General features: G+C 63.7%; 14 protein-coding genes. 10 read left to right on the top strand and 4 right to left on the bottom strand.

Features of this window, described 5'->3' with window-relative positions; translation table 11 throughout:
- Nucleotides 1-70 precede the first annotated feature (70 nt).
- The 4 genes from K1X15_RS04560 to K1X15_RS04545 form a co-directional block, all read right to left on the bottom strand.
- The gene (locus K1X15_RS04560) at nt 71-595 is read right to left on the bottom strand and encodes a GNAT family N-acetyltransferase (RefSeq protein WP_220306298.1); all 525 of its coding nucleotides are present in this window, start codon (nt 593-595) and stop codon (nt 71-73) included.
- Nucleotides 595-1,695, bottom strand: a complete 1,101-nt coding sequence (locus tag K1X15_RS04555; RefSeq protein ID WP_220306297.1) for a M24 family metallopeptidase — start codon at nt 1,693-1,695, stop codon at nt 595-597. The genes K1X15_RS04560 and K1X15_RS04555 overlap by 1 nt, the downstream gene beginning before the upstream one ends.
- 114 nt (nt 1,696-1,809) lie before the next feature.
- On the bottom strand, nt 1,810-3,396 hold the full coding sequence (locus K1X15_RS04550; RefSeq protein WP_220306296.1) for an ABC transporter substrate-binding protein: 1,587 nt from the start codon (nt 3,394-3,396) through the stop codon (nt 1,810-1,812).
- Nucleotides 3,393-4,061 carry a helix-turn-helix domain-containing protein gene (locus tag K1X15_RS04545; protein ID WP_240549664.1) on the bottom strand — a complete coding sequence of 223 codons (669 nt, stop codon included), beginning with the start codon at nt 4,059-4,061 and terminating at the stop codon, nt 3,393-3,395. The genes K1X15_RS04550 and K1X15_RS04545 overlap by 4 nt, the downstream gene beginning before the upstream one ends.
- 178 nt (nt 4,062-4,239) lie before the next feature.
- Between K1X15_RS04545 and K1X15_RS04540 the strand changes: the two genes are divergently transcribed.
- The 10 genes from K1X15_RS04540 to K1X15_RS04495 all read left to right on the top strand — a co-directional run bounded on the left by K1X15_RS04540 (nt 4,240) and on the right by K1X15_RS04495 (nt 13,252).
- On the top strand, nt 4,240-5,268 hold the full coding sequence (locus K1X15_RS04540) for an ABC transporter permease (RefSeq protein ID WP_420828363.1): 1,029 nt from the start codon (nt 4,240-4,242) through the stop codon (nt 5,266-5,268).
- Nucleotides 5,268-6,170, top strand: coding sequence for an ABC transporter permease (locus K1X15_RS04535; protein ID WP_220306295.1), 903 nt, complete (start codon nt 5,268-5,270; stop codon nt 6,168-6,170). Before K1X15_RS04540 ends, K1X15_RS04535 begins: the two co-directional genes overlap by 1 nt.
- 175 nt (nt 6,171-6,345) lie before the next feature.
- Nucleotides 6,346-7,182 carry an ABC transporter ATP-binding protein gene (locus tag K1X15_RS04530; protein ID WP_220306294.1) on the top strand — a complete coding sequence of 279 codons (837 nt, stop codon included), beginning with the start codon at nt 6,346-6,348 and terminating at the stop codon, nt 7,180-7,182.
- Nucleotides 7,179-7,913 carry an ABC transporter ATP-binding protein gene (locus K1X15_RS04525; protein WP_220306293.1) on the top strand — a complete coding sequence of 245 codons (735 nt, stop codon included), beginning with the start codon at nt 7,179-7,181 and terminating at the stop codon, nt 7,911-7,913. The genes K1X15_RS04530 and K1X15_RS04525 overlap by 4 nt, the downstream gene beginning before the upstream one ends.
- Nucleotides 7,914-8,005: 92 nt before the next feature.
- The gene (locus tag K1X15_RS04520) at nt 8,006-8,512 is read left to right on the top strand and encodes a GAF domain-containing protein (protein ID WP_220306292.1); all 507 of its coding nucleotides are present in this window, start codon (nt 8,006-8,008) and stop codon (nt 8,510-8,512) included.
- Nucleotides 8,509-9,015, top strand: a complete 507-nt coding sequence (locus K1X15_RS04515) for a GAF domain-containing protein (RefSeq protein ID WP_220306291.1) — start codon at nt 8,509-8,511, stop codon at nt 9,013-9,015. Before K1X15_RS04520 ends, K1X15_RS04515 begins: the two co-directional genes overlap by 4 nt.
- 148 nt (nt 9,016-9,163) lie before the next feature.
- Nucleotides 9,164-10,093 (top strand): ABC transporter permease, encoded by a 930-nt coding sequence (locus K1X15_RS04510; RefSeq protein WP_220306290.1) that lies wholly within the window; start codon nt 9,164-9,166, stop codon nt 10,091-10,093.
- Nucleotides 10,090-11,262, top strand: a complete 1,173-nt coding sequence (locus tag K1X15_RS04505) for an ABC transporter permease (RefSeq protein WP_220306289.1) — start codon at nt 10,090-10,092, stop codon at nt 11,260-11,262. The genes K1X15_RS04510 and K1X15_RS04505 overlap by 4 nt, the downstream gene beginning before the upstream one ends.
- Nucleotides 11,259-12,263 (top strand): ABC transporter ATP-binding protein, encoded by a 1,005-nt coding sequence (locus K1X15_RS04500; RefSeq protein WP_220306288.1) that lies wholly within the window; start codon nt 11,259-11,261, stop codon nt 12,261-12,263. Before K1X15_RS04505 ends, K1X15_RS04500 begins: the two co-directional genes overlap by 4 nt.
- Complete coding sequence (locus K1X15_RS04495; RefSeq protein ID WP_220306287.1) at nt 12,260-13,252, top strand: ABC transporter ATP-binding protein; 993 nt, start codon at nt 12,260-12,262, stop codon at nt 13,250-13,252. Before K1X15_RS04500 ends, K1X15_RS04495 begins: the two co-directional genes overlap by 4 nt.
- The last annotated feature ends 3 nt before the right edge of the window (nt 13,253-13,255 follow it).

The raw sequence follows: 13,255 nt of genomic DNA, 5'->3' as shown, positions 1-13,255 counted from the left end.
AATACCGTTTGGTTGAATAGATGTCAAGCCAATGACGATGCCCTGCCGATCACGGCCATGGACGCAGGGCTCAGGCCCTGTTCCGGCTGAAGAGGAAGAGTTGGTTGCCGTGATAGTCGACCTGGCCCGTCCGGCCATAGTCGAGCCTGGTTGCCAGCCCGGTCGATGGCGCGTTGCCGGGATCGATGATGCAGCATGTGCGTTCAATGCCCTGCGCATCGGCCCAGTCGAGCAATGCGCGCATGGCCTCGAGTGCATAGCCCTTGCCATGAAAATCGGGATGCAGCGCCCAGCCGGCTTCGGGAACCTCGCCCAGCGCCGGACTGATTGCCCGCTTGAAGTCGGCGAGCCCCACATCGCCGATCATGCGCCCGCTGGCGCGTTCGACCACGGCCAAGTAGCCATAGCCGAGCATCCGCCACAGGCCCGCATAGCGCAGCAGGCGCCACCAGACTTCCTCCTGGGTCGATGGCCGCCCACCGATGAAGCGGGTGACTTCCGGATGCGCCCAGATCGCGAGGCTGGCCGAGAGATCCTCCGGTCGATGCGCCCGCAGCAACAGGCGCTCGGTCTCGATCTCGGGAACGGCGGCCATTATCCGGCGGCCACGGCCGTCCGCGGCATTTCCGAAAAGATCTCGGCCTTGCCGTTGCGGATCATGACGATCTCCTCGAGCCGCAGGCCGAACCGGCCCTGCAGATAGATGCCGGGCTCGATGGAGAACACCATGCCCTCGTCCAGAACGGTGTCGCTGGTGCCGGTGATATAGGGCGCCTCATGCACGTCGATGCCGAGGCCGTGGCCGGTGCGGTGCAGGAAATTGGGGCCATAGCCGGCAGCCGTGATCACGTCACGCGCCGCCTTGTCCACGTCGCTGGCCCTGGCGCCCGGCACGGCGGCCTTGAGCGCTGCTTCCACGGCCCGGTCGACGATGGAATGGATTTGCCCATAGCCTTCCGGTGCGGAACCGAAATAGCCCATGCGGGTCATGTCCGAGGGATAGCCATCAAGACGGCAGCCGGTATCGATCAATACGGCGTCGCCGGCCTTCAGCTGCGTCGCACCCGTATGGTGATGCGGGAAAGCGCCGTTTGGCCCGAAGCAGACCGAGCAGAACACGGTCTCGGAGCCATTGGCCTTGTAGAAATCGTCAATGAACTGGGCGATTTCGATCTCGGTCATGCCCGGCCTGAGCGCGGCAAAGGCGGCGCTCACGGCACGATCATTGAGCAGATGCGCCGCCTTGATGCGATGATACTCGTCCGCGTCCTTGCGCGAGCGCAGATAGCCCACCGTGTCCGCGGTGAAGCGGCGGCGCGCACCAGGCAAAGCGTCGAGCACCAGCAGCGCGAAATCGGCGCGCATGGTTTCGTCGAGCACGATGGACGGCGCGGTGCGGTCAATGCCTGTCGCGGCCAGCAGGTCCTCCAGCGCCGCACCGGGACCATCGGCATCCGCCCATGGAAAGAACGGCAGGTCGGTGTGCTGGCGTGAGGAATCCACGTTCAGCGCCGGCATGAGGAAACCGGCGAAGCTCTTGCTCACCATCAGCATGACCGGGCGCTCATCGCCATGCGGCGAGAGGTCGGCCAGATAGCGCATATGGCTCGAGGGCCCGATGACGACCAGGTCGGTGCCGGTCTCGGCCATGCGGGCGCGCAGTTTTTCCATGCGGATGGCAAGTGTCGGGTTCATGGGTGATGTCCTGGGCAATGGGAGTGGCGGAGCCGGGCGGGAGGAGGAGTTACCCGGCTCCGCAGGCGGCGGCCGGAGGGACCTGGCCGCCGCGAGGGTGTGTGCAAGAACGCCTTAGTTCTTGGTCACGAGTCGGTAGTAGACGAAGTCCGAATTGGACCCGTTCACATAGCCTTCCACATTATTGGCCATGGCGATCTGCAGCGCGGCCTGGAACATGATGACGATCGGGCTTTCGGCCTGAACCTTCTTCTGCAGGTCGATATACATTTCGTTGCGCTTGGCCTGGTCGGACTCGGCCAGCGCTGCGCGCACCTCTTCGTTCATCTCTTCCGGCACAGCCCAGGCATTCCGCCAGGTGGTGGTCGCCGTGTAGTTGTCGTCCGAATTGTCGGAGTTGTACGCGAAGGCCTTGGCGTTGGAATGCGGGTCCATGAAGTCCGGGCCCCAATAGAGCAGCATGGCTTCGTGGGTGCGGTCACGATATTTCGTGATCACCTGGGCGCCGGTGCCGGGCAGGATTTCGAAGTTGATGCCCGCTTCGGCAAAACTCGCCTGCAGCGACTGGGCCATGTCCGTGAACGGAGCCGCGTTGATCACGTCGAGCGTGACGTTGATCGGGGTCTCGACGCCAGCATCGGCCAGGATCTGCTTGGCCTTCTCCACATCATAGCTGAACGGGGTCTCGTCATAGGAGCCGGGGAAGCCCTTGGGCCAGAAGGCCTGGTGCTTTTCCATCTGGCCCTTGAGGAAGGTCTCGGTCATGCCGTCATAATTGACGAGATAGCGGGCGGCTTCCCACACGGCCGGGTCAGTCAGGCTGTCGGTCTTCTGGTTGAACGAGAGGAAGTGCACGGCAGCCTGCGGGAAGGCCTCGACCTTCACGCCCTCGCCCAGGCCCGCGATCTGGTCGGGGGTCAGGTTCTTGGCCATGTCCACGTCGCCGGAGGTGAGCAGAAGCTGCTGGGTTGCGGCCTCGGCCACATGGCGAATGAGCACCTGCTTCATGGCCGGGGCGCCGGCGAAATAGTTCTCGTTGGCGGTCAGGCGGACCATTTCGGCCGGACGGTAGTCGGTCAGGACATAGGGGCCGGAACCGGCCGAATTGGTGTTGAGCCAGGCATTGCCCCAATCCTCACCCTCGACATGCTGGCTGACCAGCACTTCGTCGACGATGGAGGCCGGGCGCGAGGCCAGCACGTTGAGCACGAAGGCCGAGGCGAAGTCGCCATCCCACTTCACGGTGACGGTGTTGCCGTCCACGGTGACCATTTCGTCGATGTTCTCCGGGGTCCAGCCAAGCTGGGCCAGGATGAAGGCCGGCGTCAGGTTCAGCGTCACGACGCGCTTGAACGAATAGAGCACGTCCTCGGCGCGCACCGGATTGCCCGAGGCGAAGGTGGCGCCATCGCGCATGGTGAAGGTGATGGACTTGGCCGCTTCGTCGGCCGTCCACTCGCTGGCAAGGCCCGGGGCCAGGACAGTGGTGTCCTCGGCGGCGTACTGCACCAGGTGGTCATAGAGGTTGGCGTTGATTTCGCCAGCCGAGAATTCATAGGCCTGGGCCGGATCGAGCGCGACGATGTCGTCGATATTCTGGGCGATCACCAGGGCGTCGGCCGGTGTTGCAGCATAGGCAGCGCCCGAAGCCAGCGGCAGGGCGAGCGCGGATGCCAGAAGGGCAGCGCGGAAGAGTTTCATGTGCGTTTCTCCTTGGGGGTCGGTTTGTTGCGGACCGGCTTGTTGGCGCCGGTTTGAGGTTTCGCCACGGTCGGACGCGGCCGGGCCGTGGAGCGAAAGAGGGCGAGCGTGCCGGTCCAGAGCAGACGGGCCGGCTTGTCGGTATGGTTGGACCATGAATGGGGGCGATTACCGCGGAAATGCAGGCTGTCGCCGGCCTGCATGACCATCTCTTCGCCGTCCAGGCGCTGGGTGATGGCGCCCTCGAGGACGAAGAGGATCTCCTCACCCTCATGCGCCACCGTTTCCGAGCGGTATCCGGGCGGCACGGTCATGAGAAAGCTCGACAGCTGATTGCCGGGGAAGTCAGCGCCCAGGCGCTCATAGACGATGGACGACCCATCGAGCGAGAAGCGGTTTCGTTCCCCTGCCCGCGTCAACGCATTGTGCGGGGCGGGCGCGGAGATAAAGTAGTCGATGGCGACGCCCAGGGCCTTGGCAATCTGTGCCAGCGTACCCAGCGACGGGGTTGCATGGTCGCGCTCGACCTGGCTGAGATAGCCAACCGAGACCTGCGCAGCCTCGCCCAGCGCCATCAGCGTCATGTGCTGCTGGCGGCGGCGCGCACGGATCAGCGCCCCGACCTTGGGGTGCCCCTCCTCCACCTTCGCCACTGCTTCCGCCACGACCCTCTCCACTAAAATTTTTTTGATATAAGCAAAGTTTCTTGTATGGTGGAAGCGAAATGTGAAGTTCTTGCCATCCGCAGGCCAACCCGGCCGGCGGCCATAACGGTTTGTTTTTCCGAAAGGATTTCGAGTGGCGATCGATCAGCAAAGTGCCCCGCCCGGCTCCGGACCGGTTTTGGTCAAAAGGCGCGTGCGGCGCGGCCTGACCACGACCGGCGGCTTTCTGATCACGCTGTTCCTGACCTTTCTGGGCCTATTGGCCATCACCTTCTTCATCGGCCGGGTTATCCCCATCGACCCGGTCCTGGCGGTGGTCGGCGACCGGGCCACGCAGGCGCAATATGATGCCGCAAAGATCGCCATGGGGCTCGACCAGCCCCTCTGGATGCAGTTCATCACCTATGTCGGCAATGTCTTCACCGGCGATTTCGGCATGTCGGTCTCGACCGGCCGTCCTGTCATCGAGGACCTGAGCCGGTTCTTCCCCGCCACCTTCGAAATGGCGACCCTCGGCATCCTCGTCGGCGTTGTCCTGGGCGTGCCACTGGGCGTCACCGCCGCATCCCGGCAAGGGTCGTGGCTGGACCAGGCCATCCGCGTTGTCGGTCTTCTGGGCTATTCGGTCCCGGCCTTCTGGCTGGGCCTTGTCGGCCTGGCCCTCTTTTATGCGCGCCTGCGTTGGGTCGGCGGGCCGGGGCGGCTCGACATCTTCTATGACGGCCTGGTGTCTCCGGTCACCGGCATGATCCTGATCGACAGCCTGCTGGCCGGCGAGATCGACATCTTCTGGAACGCGGTCTCCCACCTGATCCTGCCCGCCTCGGTGCTCGGCTTTTTCAGCCTGGCCTATATCGCCCGCATGACCCGCAGCTTCATGCTCGACCAATTGAGCCAGGAGTTCGTCACCACCGCCCGGGTCAAGGGCGTGCCGGAGCGCGTTGTCATCTGGCGCCATGCCTTCAACCCGATCCGGGTGCCGCTGATCACCGTCATCGGTCTTTCTTATGCCGGTCTGCTCGAAGGCTCGGTGATGATCGAAACCGTGTTCTCCTGGCCGGGCATCGGCAACTACCTCACCACGGCCCTCCTCAATGCCGACATGAACGCGGTCCTTGGGTCGACGCTCGTCATCGGCGCCGTCTTCATCGTCATCAACAAGGTCTCGGACGTGCTCTACCGCGTCCTCGACCCGAGGGCTCGCTAATGACCACGCGCGACTGGCTCCTCGCCGATAGTCCCACCTCGCGGCTGCAGGCCAATGTAGGCCGGGCCTACCGGGTCTTTGCCGCGCTCATGCGCAATCCGCTTTCCGTACTCGGTGGCGTCATCATTCTCGTGCTGCTGCTCACCGCTGCCCTGGCGCCTTGGATCGCACCCTATTCGGCAATCGGGCAGGATCTGGCCAACCGGCTGATGCCCCCCTCCGCCGCGCACTGGATGGGCACTGACGAACTGGGCCGCGACATTTTCAGCCGCGTCATCTGGGGCTCGCAGATTACCCTCACCATCGTGCTGCTGGTGGCGCTGATTTCCGCACCGCTGGGCCTGCTCATCGGGGCCATCGCCGGCTATTTCGGCGGCTGGGTCGACCGCATCCTGATGGGCTTTACCGATATCTTCCTCTCGCTGCCCAAGCTGATCCTGGCCCTGGCTTTCGTGGCCGCGCTTGGCCCCGGCATCAACAATGCCATCATCGCCATCGCCATCACGTCCTGGCCGGCCTATGCCCGCATCGCGCGCGCCGAGACGCTGACGATCCGCAATGCCGAATATATTTCCGCCGTGCAATTGGCCGGTGGTGGACCGATCCGCGTCATCGTCCAACACATCCTGCCGCTCTGCACCTCCTCGATGATCATCCGCGTCACCCTCGACATGGCCGGCGTCATTCTCACCGCCGCGGGGCTCGGCTTCATTGGCCTGGGCGCCCAGCCGCCGCTGCCCGAATGGGGTGCGATGATCTCGCGCGGCCGCACCTTCATTCTCGATCAATGGTGGGTGGCGACCATGCCCGGCTTTGCCATCATCATCGTCAGCCTCGGCTTCTGTTTTCTGGGCGACGGTCTCCGCGACGTGCTCGACCCCAAGAGCGAGGGGAAGTCATGATCCTCGCCATTCACGCTTTTGATGTCACGGCTCCATTGCATCCCTCCCCCTTGAGGGGAGGGAATGAGGGTGGGGGTCCATCAGTGATCCACTGGACCACCCCCCTCCCCAGCCCTCCCCCTCAAGGGGGGAGGGAGACCATCGCAAAAGGCTTCGTTTTCATTGGAGGGAACAAATGACCTCCCCCCTCCTCACCGTCGAAAATCTCCGCGTCAGCTTCCCCACCCATTCGGGCCGCGTCGAAGTGGTGAAGGGCCTCTCCTTCACCCTTGGCCGCGAGCGCCTGGGCATTGTGGGCGAAAGCGGCTCGGGTAAATCCATGACCGGTCGATCCATCCTGAAACTCATCCGCAAGCCGGGCGAGGTCAGTGCCGACCGGCTCGAATTCGACGGCATCGACATCCTCTCCCAGAGCGAAAAGCAGATGCGCGCCATCCGCGGCGCCCGCATCTCCATGGTGATGCAGGATCCCAAATTCTCGCTCAATCCGGTGATGACCGTGGGCGAGCAGATTGCCGAAGCGCTGGTCACGCACCAGAAATTGCCGCGCCGCGACGTGCAGGCCCGCATCATCGAGATGCTGCATGCCGTGCGCATCAACGATCCCGAGCGCGTGGTGAACCTTTACCCCCACGAGGTTTCGGGAGGCATGGGCCAGCGCATCATGATCGCCATGATGCTGATCCCTGAACCCGAACTGCTGATCGCCGACGAACCGACTTCGGCGCTCGACGTCTCTGTCCAGGCCCAGGTGCTCGACATTATCGACGAATTGGTGCGCAACAAGGGCATGGGGCTGATCCTGATCAGCCATGACCTCAATCTGGTCAGCCGCTATTGCGACCGTATCCTGGTGATGAATGCCGGGCGCGTGGTCGAGGAATGCGCGGCGGGGCAGCTCGAAAACGCGCAGCATCCCTATACGCGTGGTCTCCTCGCCGCCATGCCGGTGATCAATGAAACCCGCGACGAACTTCCCGTGCTCGACCGCACGCAATGGGCCGGCACATGAACGCCATCGACCTCACCAATCTCGACATCTCCTATGGCGACACCAAGATCGTCCATGGCATCAATCTGAGCATTCCCGAAGGCGAAAGCTTTGCGCTGGTGGGTGAGAGCGGCTCCGGCAAGTCCACTATTCTGCGCGCCATTGCCGGCCTGGCGCCGGAATGGACGGGCGACATATCGATCATGGGCCGGCAGCGCAGCCATGGCGTCGATCGCGCCGTGTCGCGGCAGGTGCAGATGGTGTTCCAGGACCCGTACGGGTCCCTGCATCCGCGCAAGACCATCGATTCCGCCCTCTCCGAGCCGCTGGCCATCCATGGCATCGGCAATCGCGGGGAACGCGTCGATGCAATGCTCGCGGCGGTCGGTCTCGATCAGCGGTTTCGCTTCCGTTTTCCGCACCAGCTTTCCGGCGGCCAGCGCCAGCGCGTGGCCATCGCCCGCGCGCTGATGCTCGAGCCCAAGGTCATGCTGCTCGACGAGCCGACCTCGGCGCTCGACGTCTCCGTGCAGGCCGAAATCCTCAACCTGCTCAAGCGCCTCCGGCGCGAACAGGGCCTGACCTTCCTTCTGGTTACCCACAACCTGCCGGTCGTCAGTTTCCTCTGCGACCGGCTTGCCGTCATGAAGCAGGGCCGCATCGTCGAGATTGCCGATGTGGCGCAGTTGAAGGCGGGTGACCTCAAGGAACCCTATTCGCGCGAATTGCTCGCCGCGACAGAGGGTGGGTAAGCACGACAAGCGCGATGCCACTCCCTCCCCCTGGCGGGGAGGATAAGGCCGGTGCCCGCCGGACCTATGCCTATATGACCAAGGACGACCAAATGACTGACCACACCCCTGCCCTTGCCGCCTTCGATGCCGCGATTGCCCAGGCAAAGAGCGCCGACGCCGCCTACAAGGCGCTGCAGGACCTCGCCCAGGCCAGCGTGGGCGCGAGGCTCTTCACCATCATGACGGTCGACATGGCCGCCGACGTCGCCCGCCGCGCCTATACCAGCGATCCCGTGAACTACCCGGCCTCCGGTACCAAGCCGATCAACTACGGCCCCTGGTTCGACGTCGTGCACAAGCAGCGCCAGTATTTCGTGGCCAACACCATCGCGGATATCGCCAAGGTCTTCTTCGACCACGAATTGATCAATTCGCTGGGCTGCCAGTCGGTCATCAACATGCCGATCATCCTCGGCGACGAACTGATCGCCACCATGAACATCCTTGATGTCGAGGGCTATTACACGCCCGAACGCGTGCAGATGGTGCGCGAAATCCTCTCCATCCCGGCCAAGCTGGCCGTGCTGGTGGCGCAGACGCGGGAGCCGAAGGCATGAGCGGCACCGCGCGCGACACCGCATTCCGCAGCTTCGAGGAAGCCCTGGCCCGCAATACCGATCCGCTGGCGGCGGGTGCAGCGCTGCACGCGCTCGCCGACGGGCTGATCGGCGCCCGGCTGTTCACGCTCACCGCCATCGAGATGCCGCTGATGCAGGTGCGGCGTGTCTATTCGAGCCATCCGGAGGTCTATCCGGTTCTGGGCACCAAGCCGATCGTGCTCGACGACTGGTTCGAAGCCATGCGGACGGAGCGCCGGATCACCGCCATCAACACCGCCGCAGGGATGGAAGGGCAGTTTCCCGATCTCGCCCTCATCCGGTCCCTGGGCTGCAATGCCTCGCTCAGCGTCCCGGTCATGCTGGGCAATGAACTCATCGGCACCATCAATGCGCTCGACGAAGAGGGCCGTTACGGCCCGGAGGCAATCGCCCGAGCGGCCGATCTCATCATTCCGGCCACCGCCGTCTTCCTCATCCTGCGCCGGCATTTCGGTGTCTGATCAATAGATTAGGCCTGTAAAAAATTTCACTTTCCAGCAAAAAATTTTTACCACCCACTTGAGTTGCTGCTGGGCCAGTGCTGCAATAGGCCGTGGAGCAGAGGGGGCACGCGGTGAAGCGCTGCCGTGAGTTGATGGGCTGTGGGGAATGATCGGCTATCTGGCCCAACGCCTGGGCATGATGGCGGTGACCCTGTTTGCCATCATCACACTGACCTTCTTTCTGATGCACGCCGTGCCCGGTGGTCCCTTCGTGTCCGAGCGCATGCTGGCGCCCGAGATCGCAGCGGCACTCAACGCCAAATACGGCCTCGACCTGCCGATCTGGCAGCAATATCTGAACTATCTGGGCAGCATCGCCAGTTTCGACCTCGGCCCCTCGTTCAAATATCCCGGCGTGTCGATCAATTCGATGATCGCGGCCGGGCTGCCGGTCACGCTGCAGACGGGCCTGCTGGCCGTCATCTGCGTGGTGGCGCTGGGCGTGCCGCTCGGCGTCATCGCCGCGCTCAATCGCAATCGCTGGCCCGATACCACGGTCATGTTCATTGCTACGCTGGGCGTTGCCATACCGAGCTATGTCATTGCCACGGTGTCGCTTTACGTCTTCGCGCTGCGCCTGGGCTGGGTGCCGACCTTCGGGCTGGATGACTGGCGCGGCTATTTCCTGCCGGTCTTTGCGCTTTCGGGCTTCTGGATTTCCTTCGTTTCCCGCCTGACGCGGTCCTCCCTGCTCGAAACCCTGGAGCAGGACTACATGACGACCGCGCGCGCCAAGGGGCTGAAGCCGGGGCAAATCCTCTTCAAGCACGGCCTGCGCAATTCGCTGCTGCCGGTCGTTACCGTGCTGGGGCCGGTGGTGGCGAACCTCGTCACCGGGTCCTTCGTCATCGAGCAGATCTTTGCCCTGCCCGGCATCGGCCGGCAATTCGTGCTCTCGATCACCAATCGCGATTACACCGCCATCATGGGCATCACGATCTTTTATGCCGCAATCCTGATGGTGATGATCCTCATCGTCGACCTGCTCTATGTCTGGCTCGACCCGCGCATCAAGCTGACCAAGGCGGCCGCATGAACGAGATCGCTCCAGAGATGTGGGCCAAGGTGCCGCCGGGCGCGGCCATGGCGGCTGCGCCACCACCTGCCCCCACCTATGGGCAGGAGGTGCGCCGGCGCCTCTGGGCCAACAAGCCCGCTGTCATTTCCATAGTGTTCATCGTCGCGCTGGTGCTGGCGGCCTTTTTCGGACCCTATTTTTCCCCGCACACCTATTTCCGGCAGGATCTCAAGCTCTCCAATATCCCGCCGGCGTTCGAGACATATGCCGTGGCCCAGACCGACGGCAGCGTCACGCGCTTCTTCCTCAATGCCTCGAATTTCAACCTCTACGAGGTCGATGCCGAAGGGCATGTGCTTGGCCTGCTGCGCGGCGGTCGCAAGGATATCCTCAAGAAGAACCAGCCCTATGAATTTGGCGACCAGGCCGTAACGCTGGACTATTCAAAGCTGCCGGCCCGCCTGCTCCTCGAGGACGGGACCGAGCTGCGCCCCTCAGGCTGGAGCTGGAACCGGACCTATCTGTTCGGCACCGACCAGCTTGGCCGCGACATCCTGGTCCGCCAGCTCTATGGCGCGCAGATTTCCTTGACCGTCGCCTTCGTCGCAACGCTGGTGAATTTCTTCATCGGCGTCTTTTATGGCGGCATTGCCGGCTATGTCGGCGGTCGTGTCGACGCGGTAATGATGCGCATTGTCGAGATCATCTCCACCATCCCGCTCACGCTCTATGTCGTGCTGCTGATGGTGGTCTTCGATAGTGGGCTGCTGTCGATCATCGTGGCCATCGGTTCGGTGTTCTGGGTCGATATGGCCCGCATCGTGCGCGGCCAGATATTGAGCCTCAAAAGCCAGGACTATGTCGCGGCGGCCCGCACCATGGGCGCCTCGCCGGCCCGCATTCTCACCCGGCACCTGCTGCCCAATTCCATCGGCCCGATCATCGTCACGCTTACCATGCTGATCCCGTCGGCCATCTTCATCGAGAGCTTCATGAGCTTCATCGGCCTCGGCGTGACCCCGCCCCTGGCCTCATGGGGCTCGCTCACGTCCGAAGCGGTCGAGACCCTGCGCACCTATCCGCATCAATTGTTCTTCCCGGCGGCAGCGATATCGCTGACCATGTTCGCCTTCAATTTCCTGGGCGATGGTCTGCGCGACGCCCTTGATCCGAGGTTGCGCGGATGAGTCAGGCCGTTCTTTCAGTTCGCGATCTGGCGACGTCCTTCTTCACCCGCCGAGGCGAGGTGCAGGCCGTGCGCGGCGTCAGCTTCGACGTGCGTCCCGGGGAAATCCTGGGACTGGTGGGCGAAAGCGGCTCCGGCAAATCGATCACCTGCATGTCCGTGCTGCGCCTGCTCAAGGCCGGCGGCCGCATCAAGTCGGGCAGCGCCAGTTTCGAGGGCACGGATTTGCTCTCGCTCGACGAAGATGCCCTGTCAGACCTGCGCGGCAACCGCATCGGGGTGATCTTCCAGGACCCGATGACCTCCCTCAATCCGACCCTGACCGTCGGCGAGCAGGTCATGGAGGCGATCCTCCGACACAAGCCTTTGAGCCGCCCTCAGGCCCGTGAACGCGCCATCGAGCTGTTCGAGCTGGTGCGCATCCCTTCCGCCGCTGCGCGGCTCAAGTTCTACCCGCACGAGTTTTCCGGCGGCATGCGCCAGCGGGTGATGATTGCCATTGCCCTGGCCTGCGAACCCAGGCTGCTGATTGCCGATGAGCCCACAACGGCGCTCGATGTGACCATCCAGCGCCAGATTCTGGCCCTGCTCAAGGATTTGCAGCAGCGGCTGGGCATGGCGGTTATTCTCATCACCCACGATCTCGGCGTCATCGCGGAAGTCACCGACCGCGTCCTGGTGCTCTATGGAGGGCTTGTCATGGAGACGGCACCGGTGCGCGAACTGTTCGCCGCTCCAGGCCATCCCTATACGGTGGGTCTCCTCGGGGCCGTGCCAGACCTGCGCGACGATACCCATAGACGCCTGACGCCCATTCCGGGCAGCCCGCCCAATATGTTGGCGCCGCCTCTTGGTTGCCCCTTTGCGCCGCGCTGCCCGCATGCCATGACCCGGTGCCTTGCCGAATTGCCACCCTTGTTTGGTGAAGGTCATCAGTCCCGCTGCTGGCTGCAACACCCCGACGCACCCAAGGTGGACGCCGTGCACGAGGTGGTCGCATGACCCAGCCGCTTCTCCAGCTCCGCAACCTGCACAAGCATTTCCGCCTGTCCTCGCCGCCGTTCACGCCCAAGCCGGTCCTGCGCGCCGTCGATGGCGTCGATCTCGACCTGATCAAGGGCGAGACGCTGGGACTTGTTGGAGAGTCGGGCTGTGGCAAGTCCACCCTGGCACGCACGGTCATTCGCCTGCACGAGCCGACCTCGGGCAGCATCGTGTTTGACGGCCAGGAGGTCGGCAAAGGCAGCGAGCGCCAGATCGGCACATTCAGGCGCCGTGTGCAGATGATCTTCCAGGACCCCTATGCCAGCCTCAATCCACGCATGAGCGTGGGCGAGCTGATTGCCGAGCCGCTGGACATTGCCGGCGTGGGCACTCCTGCCGAGCGCCGCAAGAAGGTGACCAACCTGCTCGACCGCGTTGGCCTGCCCGCAGATTCGGCGGACCGCTTTGCGCATGAATTTTCCGGCGGCCAGCGCCAGCGCATTGGCATTGCCCGCGCCATAGCGCTGGAGCCCGACCTGGTCATCTGCGACGAACCGATCTCGGCACTCGATGTGTCGGTGCAGGCGCAGGTCGTCAACATGCTCGAGGACCTGCAGGCCGAGTTGGGCCTGACCTATCTGTTCATCACCCACGACCTTTCCATGGTCCGGCATATCTCGAACCGGATCGGGGTGATGTATCTGGGCCGGATCGTCGAGCTCGCGTCCAGCGCCGATCTCTATCATCGCCCCAGCCATCCCTATACGCGCGCCTTGCTCTCGGCCATTCCGGTTCCGGATCCTGAGGCTGCGCGCGCCGCCGAGCCGATGCAGGGCGAAATTCCGAGCCCCATAGACATACCCTCGGGCTGCCGTTTCCGGACGCGCTGCCCGATGGCCACCGATCTCTGCGCGCGGGTCGACCCGCCGCTGACCGATGTTGGCGGCGGACATCTCTCCGCCTGCCACTTCGCCGGGGAACTGGCGCAACAATCCACCGGGGCATAGAAT

It is taken from the genome of Devosia salina (assembly GCF_019504385.1).
GTDB classification, from domain to species: domain Bacteria; phylum Pseudomonadota; class Alphaproteobacteria; order Rhizobiales; family Devosiaceae; genus Devosia; species Devosia salina.
Note: the sequence above shows the minus strand (reverse complement) of the source record. Positions and strands in the feature narration are given on the sequence as shown.